This window comes from Myxococcota bacterium, assembly GCA_041389495.1.
Classification (GTDB): domain Bacteria; phylum Myxococcota_A; class UBA9160; order UBA9160; family UBA4427; genus JAWKRT01.
This window is the reverse complement of the sequence record JAWKRT010000001.1, coordinates 2,392,535-2,405,375: the sequence shown is the minus strand read 5'-3', so window position 1 is coordinate 2,405,375 and position 12,841 is coordinate 2,392,535. Positions and strand designations below refer to the sequence as shown.

Here is a 12,841-nt window from a genome sequence, read left to right as displayed (position 1 = left end):
GCGGGCCCGACGTGCGGCCCCCTGCCGCACACTCCTCGCACACGGCTCGCACACGACTCCCGTGCGGCCGCGCCGCGACGCCGGCCGGACGCGCGACGAGACCGGTCGCTTCGCCGATGCGCTATACGCCGAGCCGGCCCCTGGAGGATCCCATGGCCGACCCCGCACCCGCTTCCGCTCCCGCCGACCGCGCGCACGCGACGAGCGCGATCACCGACGCGATGCTCGCCCACTACTGGGAGCACGGCTTCGTCGTCGCGCGCGGCCTCGTCCCCGAGCGCGACCTCTCCGCCTACCGCGAGCGCCTCGCCGACATCGTCGAAGGGCGCGTCGCGCCCCCGCGCAGCATGCTCGTGATGAAGGACGTGATGGTCGCGAAGGGCGCCGTCGCCGCGGGCTCGCGGATGGAGGCCATCGCCAAGATCCAGGACTTCGAGGACGACCCGGTGCTCGACGGCTACCGCACGCACCCGGCCGTGCTCGACTGCGTCGAGCGCTTCGTCGGGCCCGACGTGATGACCGTCCACACGATGCTGATCAACAAGCCCCCGAACGTCGACGGCCGCCACCCGCTGCACCAGGACCTGCTCTACTTCCCCTTCCGCCCGGCCGACGCGATCTGCGCGGCGTGGACGGCGCTCGAGCCGATCACGCGCGAGAACGGCTGCCTCGTCGCCATCCCGGGCACGCACCGCGGCGAGCTCGTGCCCCACGAGAACCCCGACTGGGAGTTCCTGAACGGCGGCTACTTCGGCGCGAAGGGCGTCGACGACCTGATCGGGAAGCGCGTGTATCTCGAGATGGGGCCCGGCGACACGGCGTTCTTCCATCCCATCCTCCTCCACGGCTCGGGGCGCAACCGCACGCAGGGCTACCGCCGCGCCATCTCCGCGCACTACGCGAACGTCGCCTGCACCTGGGAGTGGACCGAGCAGAAGTTCCTGAACCGGCACTACAAGATCGTGCGCGGCTCGCGCGCCGGCGAGGAATGGGACGGCGAGCGCAACACGAGCGACCCGATCGACCCGCTCCGCTACATCCCCACGAACAACCCGATCGCGCAGAAGCCTCGCTAGGCCTCGCATCGCGCGTCGACACCCTCGAGGAGGACCCGATGGCCCAGGTCAACGTCACGCGAACGCTCTCCGCACCGACCGCCCGCGTCTGGGAGGTGGTGCGCGCCTTCGGCGACGTGCGCTGGATTCCGGGCGGCGAGAACGGGGAGATCCGCGGCAGCGGCCCCGGGATGGTGCGCATCTTCGCGGGCCCGAACGGCAAGATCCACGAGTATCTCGAGAGCGTCGACGACGCGACGCGCACGCTCGTCTACACGATCCCCGAGAACCCGCCCTTCCCCGTCTCCGGCTACCGCGCGACGATGGTCGTCGCCGACGACGGCGGCAGCGGCCGCCTCTCGTGGACGTGCGAGTTCGAGCCGGCCGGCGCGTCGGCCGAGGAAGCGGGCAAGGCGATCGAGACGATGTACGGCGTCATGATCGGCTGGATCCAGGACCTGATCGACAAGGGCTGACGGTCGCCGCGGGCCGCCACGATCCGCTTGAGCGGCGCCCGCGTTCGACCGACGGACCCGCGGTGGCGAGCCGACCCGTGACGCGATCGACCTTCCAGTTCTACTCCCACGTCGACCACCGGCAGGACCGGTGGGTGATCGAGGACGTCTTTCGCGGCAAGCGCGACGGCTTCTTCCTCGACATCGGCGCCGGCCCCGACGGCATCACGAACTCGAACTCCTACGCGCTCGAGTCCGAGCTCGGCTGGAGCGGGATCTGCGTCGAGGCGCACCCCGAGCGCGTCGAGAAGGTCCGTGCGAACCGCTGCTGCGACGTCGAGCACGTCGCGATCTCGGATGTCCCGGGCACGGTCGAGTTCACGCTCAACCTCGACCTCCCGGGCACGAGTGCGGTGCTCTCCGAGCTGTCCGAGCCGAGCCGCCGCGACGACTACGAGGGTGGCCAGCGCACGCGGACGATCTCGATGAAGGCCGTTCCGCTCGCCGACCTCCTCGACGCGCACGGCGCGCCGTCCGTGATCGACTACATGAGCCTCGACATCGAGGGCTCGGAGTGGGTGGCGCTCAAGGACTTCCCGTTCGACCGCTACACGTTCCTCACCATGACGATCGAGCGGAACGCGGGCCGCTACCTCGACCTGCAGCGGCTGCTCGCCTCGAAGGGCTATCGCCTCGCCCACAACTTCTGCGTCGACGACTTCTGGTACCACCCGTCGCTCGACTACCGGCCGGGGCTCGGCGCGCGCATGGCGACGGCGGCGCGGCGCGCGTGGCGCCAGTTCTACGATCGCCCCCCCGGCCTCGCGCTGCGCCGCGTCGGACGCGCACTGCGCGGCGGCAAGCGGCGCGACTGACGCCCCGGGAGCGCGCCGCTCAGGCGGCCTCCACCTCGACCGGGATCCCGTTCGCGACCGCCGTGCCCGACGGTGCGTCGAGCGGCTCGGGATCCGTCAGCGCGTTCGCGTTCACGCCGGGCTGTCGCGCACTCGCGACGCGGGTGCGCGTCCCGCCGCCCGGCGGCGCGTGCCCGAAGCCGTGCGGCAGGCTCACGACGCCGGGCATCATCTCCTGCGAGATCTCGAGCGGCGCGACCACCTCGCCGACGCGCGAGCGGATGCGCGCGAGCGCCCCCTCGGCGAGCCCGCGCGCCCGCGCGTCGTCCGGGTGCATGCGCAGCGTGCAGCGCGGACGCCCCGCCGCGAGCGACTCGACATTGTGCAGCCACGAGTTCATGCCGCGCGCCTGCCGGCGCCCGACGAGCACGAGCCCTTCGCGCGCGGCGAGCGAGGGCAGCCGCTCTCGCAGCCGCGCGACGTCGGCGGTGATGCGCGCGTCGGCGAGCGCGATGCGGCGACCGGGCGTGCGCAGGACGTCGGGGAGGCGCGGCTCGAGCGCGCCCAGATCGACCGCCCGCCGCGCCGCGCGGAGCTTCGCGAGCGTGAGGCCGTCGGGGTCGGCGCCGAACCGATCGCCGTACGGCCCACAGCGGAGCTGCAGGTCGACGAGCCGCATCGGGCCGCGCTCGCCCTCCTTCGCGAGCGTCTCGACGACGCGCTCCGGGTCGAGGCCGAGGCGGCCCGCGAAGCGCGTCGCGTTCGCGAGCAGCATCGCGTCGTCGAACGCCTCGGGCTCGGCGCCGTTCCAGCGCGCGGCGAGGGCGAGGAACACCTCCCACGAGCGCTTGCCGCCGGGCTCGGGCGGGAACACCTGCTCCGAATAGCGCGCGAAGTTCCGCACCGTCGTCGACTGCGCGAGGAAGTCGTAGTTGTCGTGCTCGAGCTGCGGGAGCGTCGGCAGCACGACGTCCGCGTGCCGCGTCGTCTCGTTCAGGTACGGGTCGACCGCGACCATGAAGTCGAGGCCGGCGAGGCCCCGATCGACGGCGTCGCCGGCCGGCAGCGAGAGCACGGGGTTGCCGGCGACGGTGACGAGCGCGCGGATGCGCCGCTCGCCCGCGAGCGAAGGGTCGAGCTCCTCGGCGAAGGCGGACGCGGGCAGCTGTCCCTCGATCGCGGGCAGGCCGCGCACGACGGTGCGCACGTCGCCGACGGCGAGCTCCGGGAGCGCGCGTCCCGGCTCGTGCTGCCCGGTCGCCGGACGCGGGAACATCATCCCGCCCGGCTCGTCGTAGCGCCCGAGCAGCACGTTCACGACGTCGACGAGCCAGCTCGCGAGCGTGCCGAACTCGACCGTGCACGTGCCGATCCGCCCGTACACGCAAGCGCGCGGGTGCGCGGCCAGCTCGCGCGCGATGCGCCGCGTCGTCGCGGCGTCGATGCCGGTCGCGTCCGCGACGTCCTCGGGCGCGAAGTCGCGCGCGAGCTCGCGCACGCGCTCGATGCCGTCGACGAAGGCGCCGAGCCGTCCGGTCTTCACGAGGCCCTCGGCGAAGAGCACGTGGGCGACCGCGAACAGCCAGCAGGCGTCCGTGCCCGGACGGATGAAGAGGTGCTCGTCCGCCTCGCGCGCGCTCTCGGTGCGGCGCGGGTCGACGACGACGAAGCGCCCGCCGCGCGCGCGCAGCGCGCGCAGCCGCGAGCGGATGCCGGGCGCCGACATCAGGCTCCCCTGCGACACGACCGGGTTGCCGCCGAGGCAGAGGAAGTAGTCGCAGCGGTCGACGTCGGGGATCGGCAGCAGCGACCCCTTGCCCAGCATCACGCGCGACGTGAAGAGCTTCGGGAAGTGGTCCATGGTCGCCGCGGAGAACATGCGGCGCGTGCCGAGCGAGCCGAGCACGAAGCCGTTGTAGAGCATCGAGCCGACGTCGAACCCGCTCGGGTTCCCGATGTAGACCGCGAGCGCGTCGGCGCCGTGGGCCTGCTGCACGTCGCGCAGCCCGCGAACGGCGGTGTCGATCGCCTCGTCCCAGCCGACCTCGCGCCAGGCGCCCGACGCGCGGTCGCGCACGATCGGGCGCCGGAGGCGGTCCGGATCCTCGTGGACGCCGCGCAGCGCGAAGGCCTTGGGGCAGAGGTGGCCGCGGCTGATCGGGTCGTCGGCGTCGCCCTCGATCCGCAGCACGCGCCGCGCCTCGACGTCGGCTTCGACGCGCAGCGCGCACGACGCCTCGCAGATCGGACACGAGCGGTGGAACCAGCGGGCCGCCACGCGCGCACTCTACGGCGCGCGCGCCGCCGCCGACAACCGCAGCCGCGCGCGCGCCGGCTGCGGTAGGCTGCGCGCCCCTCGCTCCGCGCGTGCGGCGAGGTCACGACGCGCACGGGCGAGGCGAGGCGGTGGCGAAGCGCGACTACACGGACGACTGGAAGCCGCTGCTCGAGCGCCTCGACGCCGAGCGCACGCGCGCGCGCGCGATGGGCGGGCCCGAGCGCGTCGAGCGCTTCCTGCACGCGCGCGGCAAGCTCGACGCGCGCCAGCGCATCCTGCGCCTCTTCGACCCGGGCACGTTCGTCGAGATCGGCGGGCTCGTCGGCAACCAGGAGGGCGTCCCGGCCGACGCGTTCGTGTGCGGCGCGGGCGCGATCGACGGTCGCCCCGCGATGGCGGGCGTCGAGGACTTCAGCACGCTCGCGGGCTCGATCGGCGCGGGCGGCACGGCGAAGCGCCACCGCATCGCCGAGCTCGCGAAGCAGGAGCGCGTCCCGCTCGTGATGATGCTCGAGGGCGCGGGCCACCGGCTCACCGACACCGGGCACGGCCGCGCGCCCAACGACCTGCTCGCGCTCGCCGACCTGAACGGCCACGTGCCCATGGTGTGTCTCGTCCTCGGCGCATCGGCCGGGCACGGCGCGCTCGCCGCGCCGCTCTCCGACTTCGTCGTGATGAGCGAGGCGGGCGCGATGTTCACGGGCGGGCCTCCGCTCGTGAAGGCGGCGACCGGCGAGGAAGTGACGAAGGAGGAGCTCGGCGGCCCGAAGGTCTGCGCCGAGATCGCGGGCTCCGTGCACAACGTCGCGGCCGACGACGCGGCCGCGATCGATCTCGCGCGCGCGTACCTCTCGCACTTCCCCTCGCATGCGGGCGGCGCGCTGCCGCGTCGCGACGGCGCGGACACGGGGCCGCGGCCGCTCGACGAGCTGCTCGCGATCCTCCCGCCGAACGACCGGCTGCCCTACCGCATGCGCCGCGTCATCGAGCTCGTGGTCGACGACGGCCGCTACCTCGAGGTGCAGCCGGGCTACGGGAAGTCGGTGATCACGGCGCTCGCCTTCGTCGGCGGCCGCGCGGTCGGCATCGTCGCGAACGATCCGTCGCACAAGGCCGGCGCGATGGACAGCGCCGCCGCGATCAAGGCGATGGACTTCCTCGACACGCTCCACCCGTTCGGCCACCCCGTCGTCTTCCTCGCCGACAACCCGGGCGTGATGGCCGGGACGAAGGCCGAGCGCGAGGGCATCCTCAAGTGGGGCGGCAAGATGTTCCGCAGCGAGCGCCGGCTTCGCGGCCCGAAGATCTACGTCGCGATGCGCAAGGCGTTCGGCTTCGGAATGGTCACGATGGCGGGCACGCCGTTCGACCACCAGACGATGACCTTCACCCTCCCCGGCGTGAACCTCGCCTCGATGCCGGCCGCGAGCGGCGGCCGCGCGGCCAAGCTCGACGAGGACGCGCAGCGCGCGGCCGAGGAGGCGCAGCGCGCGGGGCCCTACCGGCTCGCGAACGGGCTCGGCGTCGACGACGTGATCGACCCGCGCGAGCTGCGCAACGCGATCCTCGGGGCGCTCGCGCTCGCGCGCGGGCGCGAGCCGGCGGGTCGCTAGGCGCGCGGCGCGGGCATGCGAAGCGCGCGCGGGCTCGCCCTGCTCCTGTCGAGCGCGCTCTGCGTCCTCGTCGCCGAGGGCGCGCTCCGCCTCGCGTGGTCGAACCCGTACGCGGGCGAGACCGACTACCTGGTGCGCCTGCGCCGCCACTACGGCGACAAGCAGCGCGTGTACGACCGCGGCGCGATCGACCCCGCGCACCCGCGCGTCGCGCTCGCGACCGACGCGCGCGGCTACCTCCGCGGCGCGGCGCGCGGGGACGGGCCGCCCGACCCGACTGCGCTCCGCATCGCCTTCCTCGGCGGCTCGACGACCGAGTGCACGGCGCTCGACGCGGAGGTGCGCTTCCCGGCGCTCGTCGAGGCCGGGCTGCGCGCGCGCGGCGTCCCGGCCGTCGCGTGGAACGCCGCCGTCTCCGGCAACAACCTGCACGACAGCCTCCACGTGCTGCTCGACCACGTCGTCGCCGACGCGCCCGACGTCGTGTTCGTCATGCACGCGACCAACGACACGGGCGTGCTCGCGACGGCCGACGGCTACGCGAGCTCGATGGGCGTCCCGCTCGACGCGCGGGTCGCCGCGCGCTGGCTCGAGACGGTCGCCTCGCGCAGCTCCTTCGTGGTCGCCTTCGCGCGCCACCGTCTCGCGGCCTACGCGCTCGTGCCGCAGCCGCTCGCCGCGGACGTCGCCGCGCGCGAGACGGGGCCCGGCGCCGCGGCGATTCCCGTCGCTCCCTTCGCGCGCCGCCTGCGCGCGTTCGTGGGCGTGGCGCGCGCGTTCGACATCGAGCCCGTCCTCGCGACACAGCCCCTCGCCGCGACGCAGAACGCACTCACGCCGGCCTGGGCGAACGTCGGCGCGCAGGCGCGCTTCAACGCAGCCACCCGCGCAGTCGGCGCGGAGACCGGCGCGCTCGTCGTCGACCTCGACGCCGCGGTCCGCGCGAGCGGCGCCGACTGGGATGCGCCGATGCACCTCTTCTACGACGGCATGCACGTCACCGCGGAAGGCTCGCGGCTCTACGCGCGCACGATCGTCGACTCGCTCGCTCCACGCCTTCGCGCCCGCCACCGTTCCCGGGAGGAACCATGAAGCTCCACACGTTTCCGCTCGCTCCGAACCCGACGAAGGTCGAGGTCTTCCTGAAGGAGAAGGGGCTCGACCTCGCGCGCGAGATCGTCGTGCTGCCGAAGGGCGAGCAGCACGATCCGGCCTTCCTCGCGCGCAATCCGCTCGGGCGCGTCCCCGTGCTCGAGCTCGACGACGGCGAGTTCGTCGCCGAGTCGCTGCCGATCCTCGAGTACCTCGAGGAGCTCCATCCCGAGCCTTCGATGATCGGCCGCACGCCGCTCGAGCGGCTCCGCATCCGCTCGCTCGAGCGGATGATCGACACGTCGATCCTGCTCCCCGTCGGACGACTCGTGCACTCGACGCGCTCGCCGCTGCCGGGGGTCGAGCCGAACGAGGGCATGGCCGCGTGGGCGCGCACTGCGCTCGTGAAGCCGCTCGCCCTGCTCGACGAGCGCGTCGGCGACGCGCCCTTCGTCTTCGGCGATCGCCCGACGATCGCCGACGGGACGCTCTTCGCGGCGATGCGCTTCGGCCGCATGTTCGGCGTCGAGGTGGACGCGAGCCACCGCAACCTGCACCGCTGGTACGCGAGCTTCGAAGAGCGCCACGGAGGAGCGCCCCGGGTGTAGGCTCGCGCGCTCCGAGGGAGGAACGCGCGATGACGACGATCTACCGCTCCTCCGACGCCGACCCGCGCGCGCTCGACGGGCAGCGCGTCGCCGTCGTCGGATACGGCAACCAGGGCCGCTCGTGGGCGCTCAACCTGCGCGACTCGGGCGTCGACGTCGCCGTCCACGCGCGCGCCGACGAGAGCCGCGCGGCGGCGGAAGCCGACGGCTTCGCCGTCGGCGCGATCGCGGACGCGAGCGACGCCGACGTGCTGTGCGTGCTCGTGCCCGACGACGCGATCCCGCGGCTCGGCCTCGCGCCGAAGCCGCACGCGCTCACGATCGTGGCGAGCGGCTACACGCTCGCCTTCGATCGCTTCGCACCCGACGGCGACCTCGCGATGGTCGCGCCGCGCATGCTCGGGCCCGAGGTGCGACGCTGCTACGTCGAGGGCGCGGGCTTCCTGACCGCACTCGGCATCGAGCGCGACGCGACCGGCACCGCGCTCGCGCGCACGCTCGCCGTCGCGCACGCGATCGGGGGCCTCGCGCAGTGCGCGATCGGCCTCACGCCGCGCCAGGAGGCGATCCTCGACCTCTCCGTCGAGCAGGTGCTCTCGCCCGCGCTGACGCATGTGTCGCAGGCGTTCGTCGGCGCGATGCTCGCAGAGGGGATCCCGATCGAGGCGGTGCTGACGGAGCTCCACCTCTCGGGCGAGGTCGAGCGCAACTACCGCCTGCTGCGCGAGGAGGGCTTCGCCGCGCAGCTCGCCCACCACTCGCCGGCGAGCCGCTACGGGCAGCTCTCGCGGCGCGGCCGCTACGACGCGCTCGACTTCGGGCCGGTCATGCGCGAGATCGTCGCGCACATCGCGTCCGGCGCGTTCGCGGACGAGTGGGACGCCGAGAGCGCGGCCGGCCAGCCGCGGCTGCACGCGCTCGAGGAGCAGCACGCGGGGCCCGCGATCCGCGCGTTCGAGGCCGGCGTGCGGCGCACGCTCGGGCTCGACGCCGACTGAGGCGCGGCCCGCACCCGCGCGCGCCGAGACACCCCCGACACCAGGAGGCTCCGTGACCGACCCGACTCCCGAGACCGATCCCGCCCGTGTCCCGACCGATCCGCCGCCCGCCACTGCCCTGCCCCGGCTCGAGCGCCGCGCCTTCCTGCGCGCCGTCGGCGCGGCCGGCGCGCTCTCGGCCCTGCCGCTCTCGGGCGCGCGCGCCGACGCGCACGCCGCGGGTGCGCCGGCGGCCCCCGCGCCCGTCGCATCGGAGAGCCGCGACGCGTGGCGCGACTTCGTCGCGCTGCTCGGCGAGGTCGGCGAACGTTATGCCGGCCCCGAGTACGGCGTCGCGAGTGCGGGCCAGGCGGCGGACACGCACCGCGTGCTCCTCCACTGGCTGTCCGCCGGGCTCGACTTCTACACCGAGCAGAGCCTCGCGCATCCGGTCTTCACGCGGATCGTCTCGCCGACGCGGAAGTTCCTCGGCGACAACCCCGACGCCGTCTACTTCACCACCTCCGTCGACGCAGGCCTCACGTACCGGATCCGCGGGAACACCGCCGGGGCCGTCTACACCTCGTTCACCGTCGAGGACGGCTCGCACGACGGAAGCTATGCGCGGCGCGTCTCGGCCGCGATCCACGACGGCGAGTTCGAGGTCGCGCCCGACGGGAGCTACGAGGTGGTCGCGAGCGCGACGCCGCAGCCGCGCAACTGGCTGCGGCTCGAGGGCAGCGGAACGATCACGACGCGGCACTACTTCGAGGAGCCGACCTCCGTCGCCGCCGATCTCACGAAGCAGATCCCGCTGTCGATCGAGGCGCTCGGCGAACACCCCGCGCCCGCGACGCCGAGCGACGCGTCCGTCGCGGCGGCGATCCGGCGCGTCGCCCGCTACGTGCGCGGGCAGACGCTCGACCAGCCACCGCGCGACCCGTCGAAGATGCCTTCGTGGGTGTCGAGCGTGCCCAACCAGTTCAACGCGCCCGAGAAGCCCGGCGACCTCGCGTTCTCCGCGGTCGACAACGCCTACACGATGGCGCCGTACCAGCTCGGCCCCGACGAGGCGCTCGTGATCGAGGGCCGCTTCCCGAAGTGCCGGATGTCCAACGTCGTGCTCTGGACGCCGACGCTCCAGAGCTACGACTACGCGCACCGCACGATCTCGCGCAATCGCAAGCAGACGACGCTCGGGGCCGACGGGCGCTTCCGCATGGTCGTCGCGCACCGCGACCCGGGCGTTCCGAACTGGCTCGACACCGAGGGCCGACCGTTCGGGATGGTGTACTGGCGCTTCCTGCTGCCGGAGGGCGGGATCGAGACGCCGCGCGGCCGCGTGGTGGCGATGCGCGACGTCGCGAAGGCGGTGCGCGCCTAGCGCGCCGCCGGCGCCTCGACGACGCGTCCGAGCACGACGCGCTCGCACGCCGCGCGATCGATGCGCTCGACGCCGGGGCCCGCCGCACGCGTCGGCGCACCGGATCGGGCATCGGGCAGCTCGTCCACGAGCCCGTGCAGGCGCCCGGCCGCGGCGCTCGTCAGGTTCTCGAACGCGAGCGCGAGCCCGCGCTCCCCGTCGTCGCGCACGACGCGCGCGTCGAGCTCGATCGGCGCGCCGAGCGGGTCGTAGAGCGCGATGCGCAGCGCGTCGCCGACGCGGAGATCGGGCTCGGGATCGACGCGCATCCCGGCGAGCGAGAGGTCGCGGCCGACCAGCACGCGCGCCGCGGCGTGCGCCTCCGCGTCGAGCGCCACGACCTCGCGGTCGAGCGCCGCGCGGCGCAGCTGCCGGCGTTCCTCGAAGGGCGCCTCCTCGATCGCCGCGACCGCGGGCTCGCGGCGACTGCCCGGCGCGTGTGCGGCCCGGCCGCGCCACGACCGGAAGCGCTCGATCCAGCGCTCGATCCACGACGCCGACGGCGCGAGCACCGGCCCGACGGCGCGCCCCGCGAGCACGCGCGAGAGGTTCGCGAGCGCGCGCGGCTCGATCGCCTCGTCGAAGCGCAGCGCGAGCGAGACGACGCCCGGAGCGGAGTCGCCGCGACGCCGCACGACGCGGCATGCGATCGAAGCCGAGCGACCTCCGAGCAGGCGGCGGGGAAGACGCAGCCGCGCGTCCGTCCGCACCGCGACGTCGGCCGCGACGAGCACGCGCGCGCCACCGGCCGAGAACTCGACGAGCGTCGCCGGCAGCGTGCGCCAGCCGACGCGCAGGCCGACGCGCTGGCCCGCCGGACGGCGCACGTCGTGGCGTGCGTCGGCGCCGCGATAGAGCGCGCGCTGCAGGAGCAGCCGCACCACGTCGGGGTGCACGGGGCGCCGCAGCAGGTAGTCGTAGCCGAGCCGGGCGATGCGCCCGAGGAGCGCCTCCGAGCTCGTGTCCGCGACCGCGATGCGCGTGCTGCGCGCGAGTGCGATCGCCTCGGGCAGCTCGATGCGAAGCGCCTCGGCGGCGGGGATGACGAACAGGAGCGGCGGCCGCGACCAGCCGCGGAAGCGCGTCGGGCCCGAGAGGCGAGCGCGCACCGGGCGCGCGCCGAGCTCGTCGAGGAGCGCGTAGACGTCGTCGAGCTCGTGCCCGTCGTAGACGACGAGCACGTCGGGTGCGGGCTCGGCCGCCGGGTCCGTCGCCGCGCGGCGGGGGTGGGATTCCTCGGTCGGCGCCGCTGTGGCGGCCGCGCTCGCGCCGTGCGCGGCGACGGATGCGGGGGTCGGACGCGGCGCGGGCGAAGGAGGCGCGGAGATCGGAGCCGCGGTCGGCGGCGGAGTCGGAGGTGCCCCGGGAGACGGCCCTGGCGCCGAGGTCGCGACGAACGCCGCCGGGAGGTCGGCGTCCTCGGCGCGGCGGCTCGCGTCGGCGGGCCCGACGGGAGCGGGCAGGTCCGCGTCCGCTGCGGCTGCGGAGTCGAGCCGGCCGTCGCCGTCGTCGATCGCGCCCTGGGCCTCGTCCGCTGCCAAGCCGGCCTCCCGTGCATCGGCGCGAACGCGCCACGGGGCCGTTGCGGCGCGCCGCGAGCCTCGCTTGAGGCGCGCAGCGCCGCTCCGGAGCGCGCGCACCGCCTCGGGCGGTCAGACCTCGAGCGCCCTCGCGCGCGCCAGCAGAAGCTTTCCATCCGGCTCGAGGTCTTCGGCGCAAGCGCTCGCGGGAATGTCGATTTCCAGGGCGTGGCCCGGCGCCAGGGTCCGCGCCGCTTCGAGCGCGGCCGGCGGGAGCGGGGCCTCCGCACACGCGCGCTCGGATGCGATCTCCGCGATCAGGGCCGCCGCGACGTCCGCCGCGGTCGCCCCGGGGAGCTCGTTCTCGACGCTGCCGGTCGTCGCGCCGGCGAGCGGGAGGTCGAGCGCCTCGTAGACCTGCTCGAGCACGTCGCGCACGCGCGGCGCGTCGCGCACCACGACGACGCCGCCCACGTGCGCGGCGCCGCGCAGCACGCGCTGGCCGATGCCCGCGAGCTTCACCGCACCGCGCGCGTTCACGCTGAACTCGCCCGGGCAGTACTCGCCCGCCACCTCGCCCGTGCGCGCGTCGATGCCGAGCCGGCGCAGCGCGCGCTCGATGCGCGAGGCGATCGCCGCGAAGCGCGCGCGGATGCCGTCGCGCGGCGACCGCGCGGGCACCGTCCAGGCGAAGGCGAGCGCGCCGCGCTCGAAGACCGCGGCGTGGCCGCCCGCGAGCCGCAGGATCGGCGTGAAGCCGGCGGCGCGCGCGCGCGCGACCGCGAGCGGAAAGCCCGGCCGCGTGCGGTCGAGCACCGAGAACGCGAGCGCGTCTCCCGGCGTGTAGAGCCGCAGCGACTCGCGCCCTCGTCCGGCGTCGGCCTCGCGCAGCAGCGCGTGCGACACGGCCGTGTCGAGGGCCGGGGCGTCGGGGAAGCCCTCGCGATGCAGCGCGATCTGCACGCG

Annotated in this window: 11 protein-coding genes; 8 read left to right on the top strand and 3 right to left on the bottom strand. The window is 74.8% G+C overall.

Translation table 11 applies throughout. From position 1 onward, the window contains the following. Positions 1-152: 152 nt before the first annotated feature. From R3E88_10660 to R3E88_10650, 3 genes are all read left to right on the top strand, one after another. Positions 153-1,076 (top strand): phytanoyl-CoA dioxygenase family protein, encoded by a 924-nt coding sequence (locus R3E88_10660; protein ID MEZ4216927.1) that lies wholly within the window; start codon positions 153-155, stop codon positions 1,074-1,076. A 38-nt stretch (positions 1,077-1,114) separates the two neighbouring features. Then, positions 1,115-1,531 carry an SRPBCC family protein gene (locus tag R3E88_10655; GenBank protein ID MEZ4216926.1) on the top strand — a complete coding sequence of 139 codons (417 nt, stop codon included), beginning with the start codon at positions 1,115-1,117 and terminating at the stop codon, positions 1,529-1,531. A 77-nt stretch (positions 1,532-1,608) separates the two neighbouring features. Further along, positions 1,609-2,385 (top strand): FkbM family methyltransferase, encoded by a 777-nt coding sequence (locus R3E88_10650; GenBank protein ID MEZ4216925.1) that lies wholly within the window; start codon positions 1,609-1,611, stop codon positions 2,383-2,385. A 19-nt stretch (positions 2,386-2,404) separates the two neighbouring features. On the opposite strand, the gene R3E88_10645 is transcribed toward R3E88_10650, so the two are convergent. Continuing rightward, entirely contained in the window at positions 2,405-4,642 is a 2,238-nt protein-coding gene (locus R3E88_10645) for a molybdopterin-dependent oxidoreductase (GenBank protein MEZ4216924.1), read from the bottom strand. A 128-nt stretch (positions 4,643-4,770) separates the two neighbouring features. On the opposite strand from R3E88_10645, the gene R3E88_10640 reads away from it, so the two are divergent. Genes R3E88_10640 through R3E88_10620 form a run of 5 tightly spaced genes read left to right on the top strand, consistent with a single transcriptional unit; the run spans position 4,771 to position 10,316 of the window. Beyond that, complete coding sequence (locus R3E88_10640) at positions 4,771-6,255, top strand: carboxyl transferase domain-containing protein (GenBank protein ID MEZ4216923.1); 1,485 nt, start codon at positions 4,771-4,773, stop codon at positions 6,253-6,255. 15 nt (positions 6,256-6,270) lie between these two features. After that, complete coding sequence (locus R3E88_10635; protein MEZ4216922.1) at positions 6,271-7,347, top strand: SGNH/GDSL hydrolase family protein; 1,077 nt, start codon at positions 6,271-6,273, stop codon at positions 7,345-7,347. After that, positions 7,344-7,955 carry a glutathione S-transferase family protein gene (locus tag R3E88_10630; protein MEZ4216921.1) on the top strand — a complete coding sequence of 204 codons (612 nt, stop codon included), beginning with the start codon at positions 7,344-7,346 and terminating at the stop codon, positions 7,953-7,955. The genes R3E88_10635 and R3E88_10630 overlap by 4 nt, the downstream gene beginning before the upstream one ends. A 29-nt stretch (positions 7,956-7,984) precedes the next feature. After that, complete coding sequence (locus R3E88_10625) at positions 7,985-8,953, top strand: ketol-acid reductoisomerase (protein MEZ4216920.1); 969 nt, start codon at positions 7,985-7,987, stop codon at positions 8,951-8,953. Positions 8,954-9,005: 52 nt separating this feature from the next. Further along, entirely contained in the window at positions 9,006-10,316 is a 1,311-nt protein-coding gene (locus R3E88_10620) for a hypothetical protein (protein MEZ4216919.1), read from the top strand. On the opposite strand, the gene R3E88_10615 is transcribed toward R3E88_10620, so the two are convergent. Together R3E88_10615 and R3E88_10610 are read right to left on the bottom strand one after the other, a co-directional pair. Further along, on the bottom strand, positions 10,313-11,536 hold the full coding sequence (locus R3E88_10615) for a PilZ domain-containing protein (GenBank protein ID MEZ4216918.1): 1,224 nt from the start codon (positions 11,534-11,536) through the stop codon (positions 10,313-10,315). The genes R3E88_10620 and R3E88_10615 overlap by 4 nt on opposite strands. Positions 11,537-12,007: 471 nt before the next feature. After that, positions 12,008-12,838, bottom strand: a complete 831-nt coding sequence (locus R3E88_10610; GenBank protein ID MEZ4216917.1) for a lipoate--protein ligase family protein — start codon at positions 12,836-12,838, stop codon at positions 12,008-12,010. Positions 12,839-12,841: the final 3 nt, after the last annotated feature.

Excerpts from the sequence above, each read along its gene's own strand:
- R3E88_10655 (MEZ4216926.1), top strand. The coding sequence starts at position 1,115 with ATGGCCCAGGTCAACGTCACGCGAACGCTCTCCGCACCGACCGCCCGC.
- R3E88_10635 (MEZ4216922.1), top strand. The coding sequence starts at position 6,271 with ATGCGAAGCGCGCGCGGGCTCGCCCTGCTCCTGTCGAGCGCGCTCTGC.
- R3E88_10660 (MEZ4216927.1), top strand. The coding sequence starts at position 153 with ATGGCCGACCCCGCACCCGCTTCCGCTCCCGCCGACCGCGCGCACGCG.
- R3E88_10630 (MEZ4216921.1), top strand. The coding sequence starts at position 7,344 with ATGAAGCTCCACACGTTTCCGCTCGCTCCGAACCCGACGAAGGTCGAG.
- R3E88_10625 (MEZ4216920.1), top strand. The coding sequence starts at position 7,985 with ATGACGACGATCTACCGCTCCTCCGACGCCGACCCGCGCGCGCTCGAC.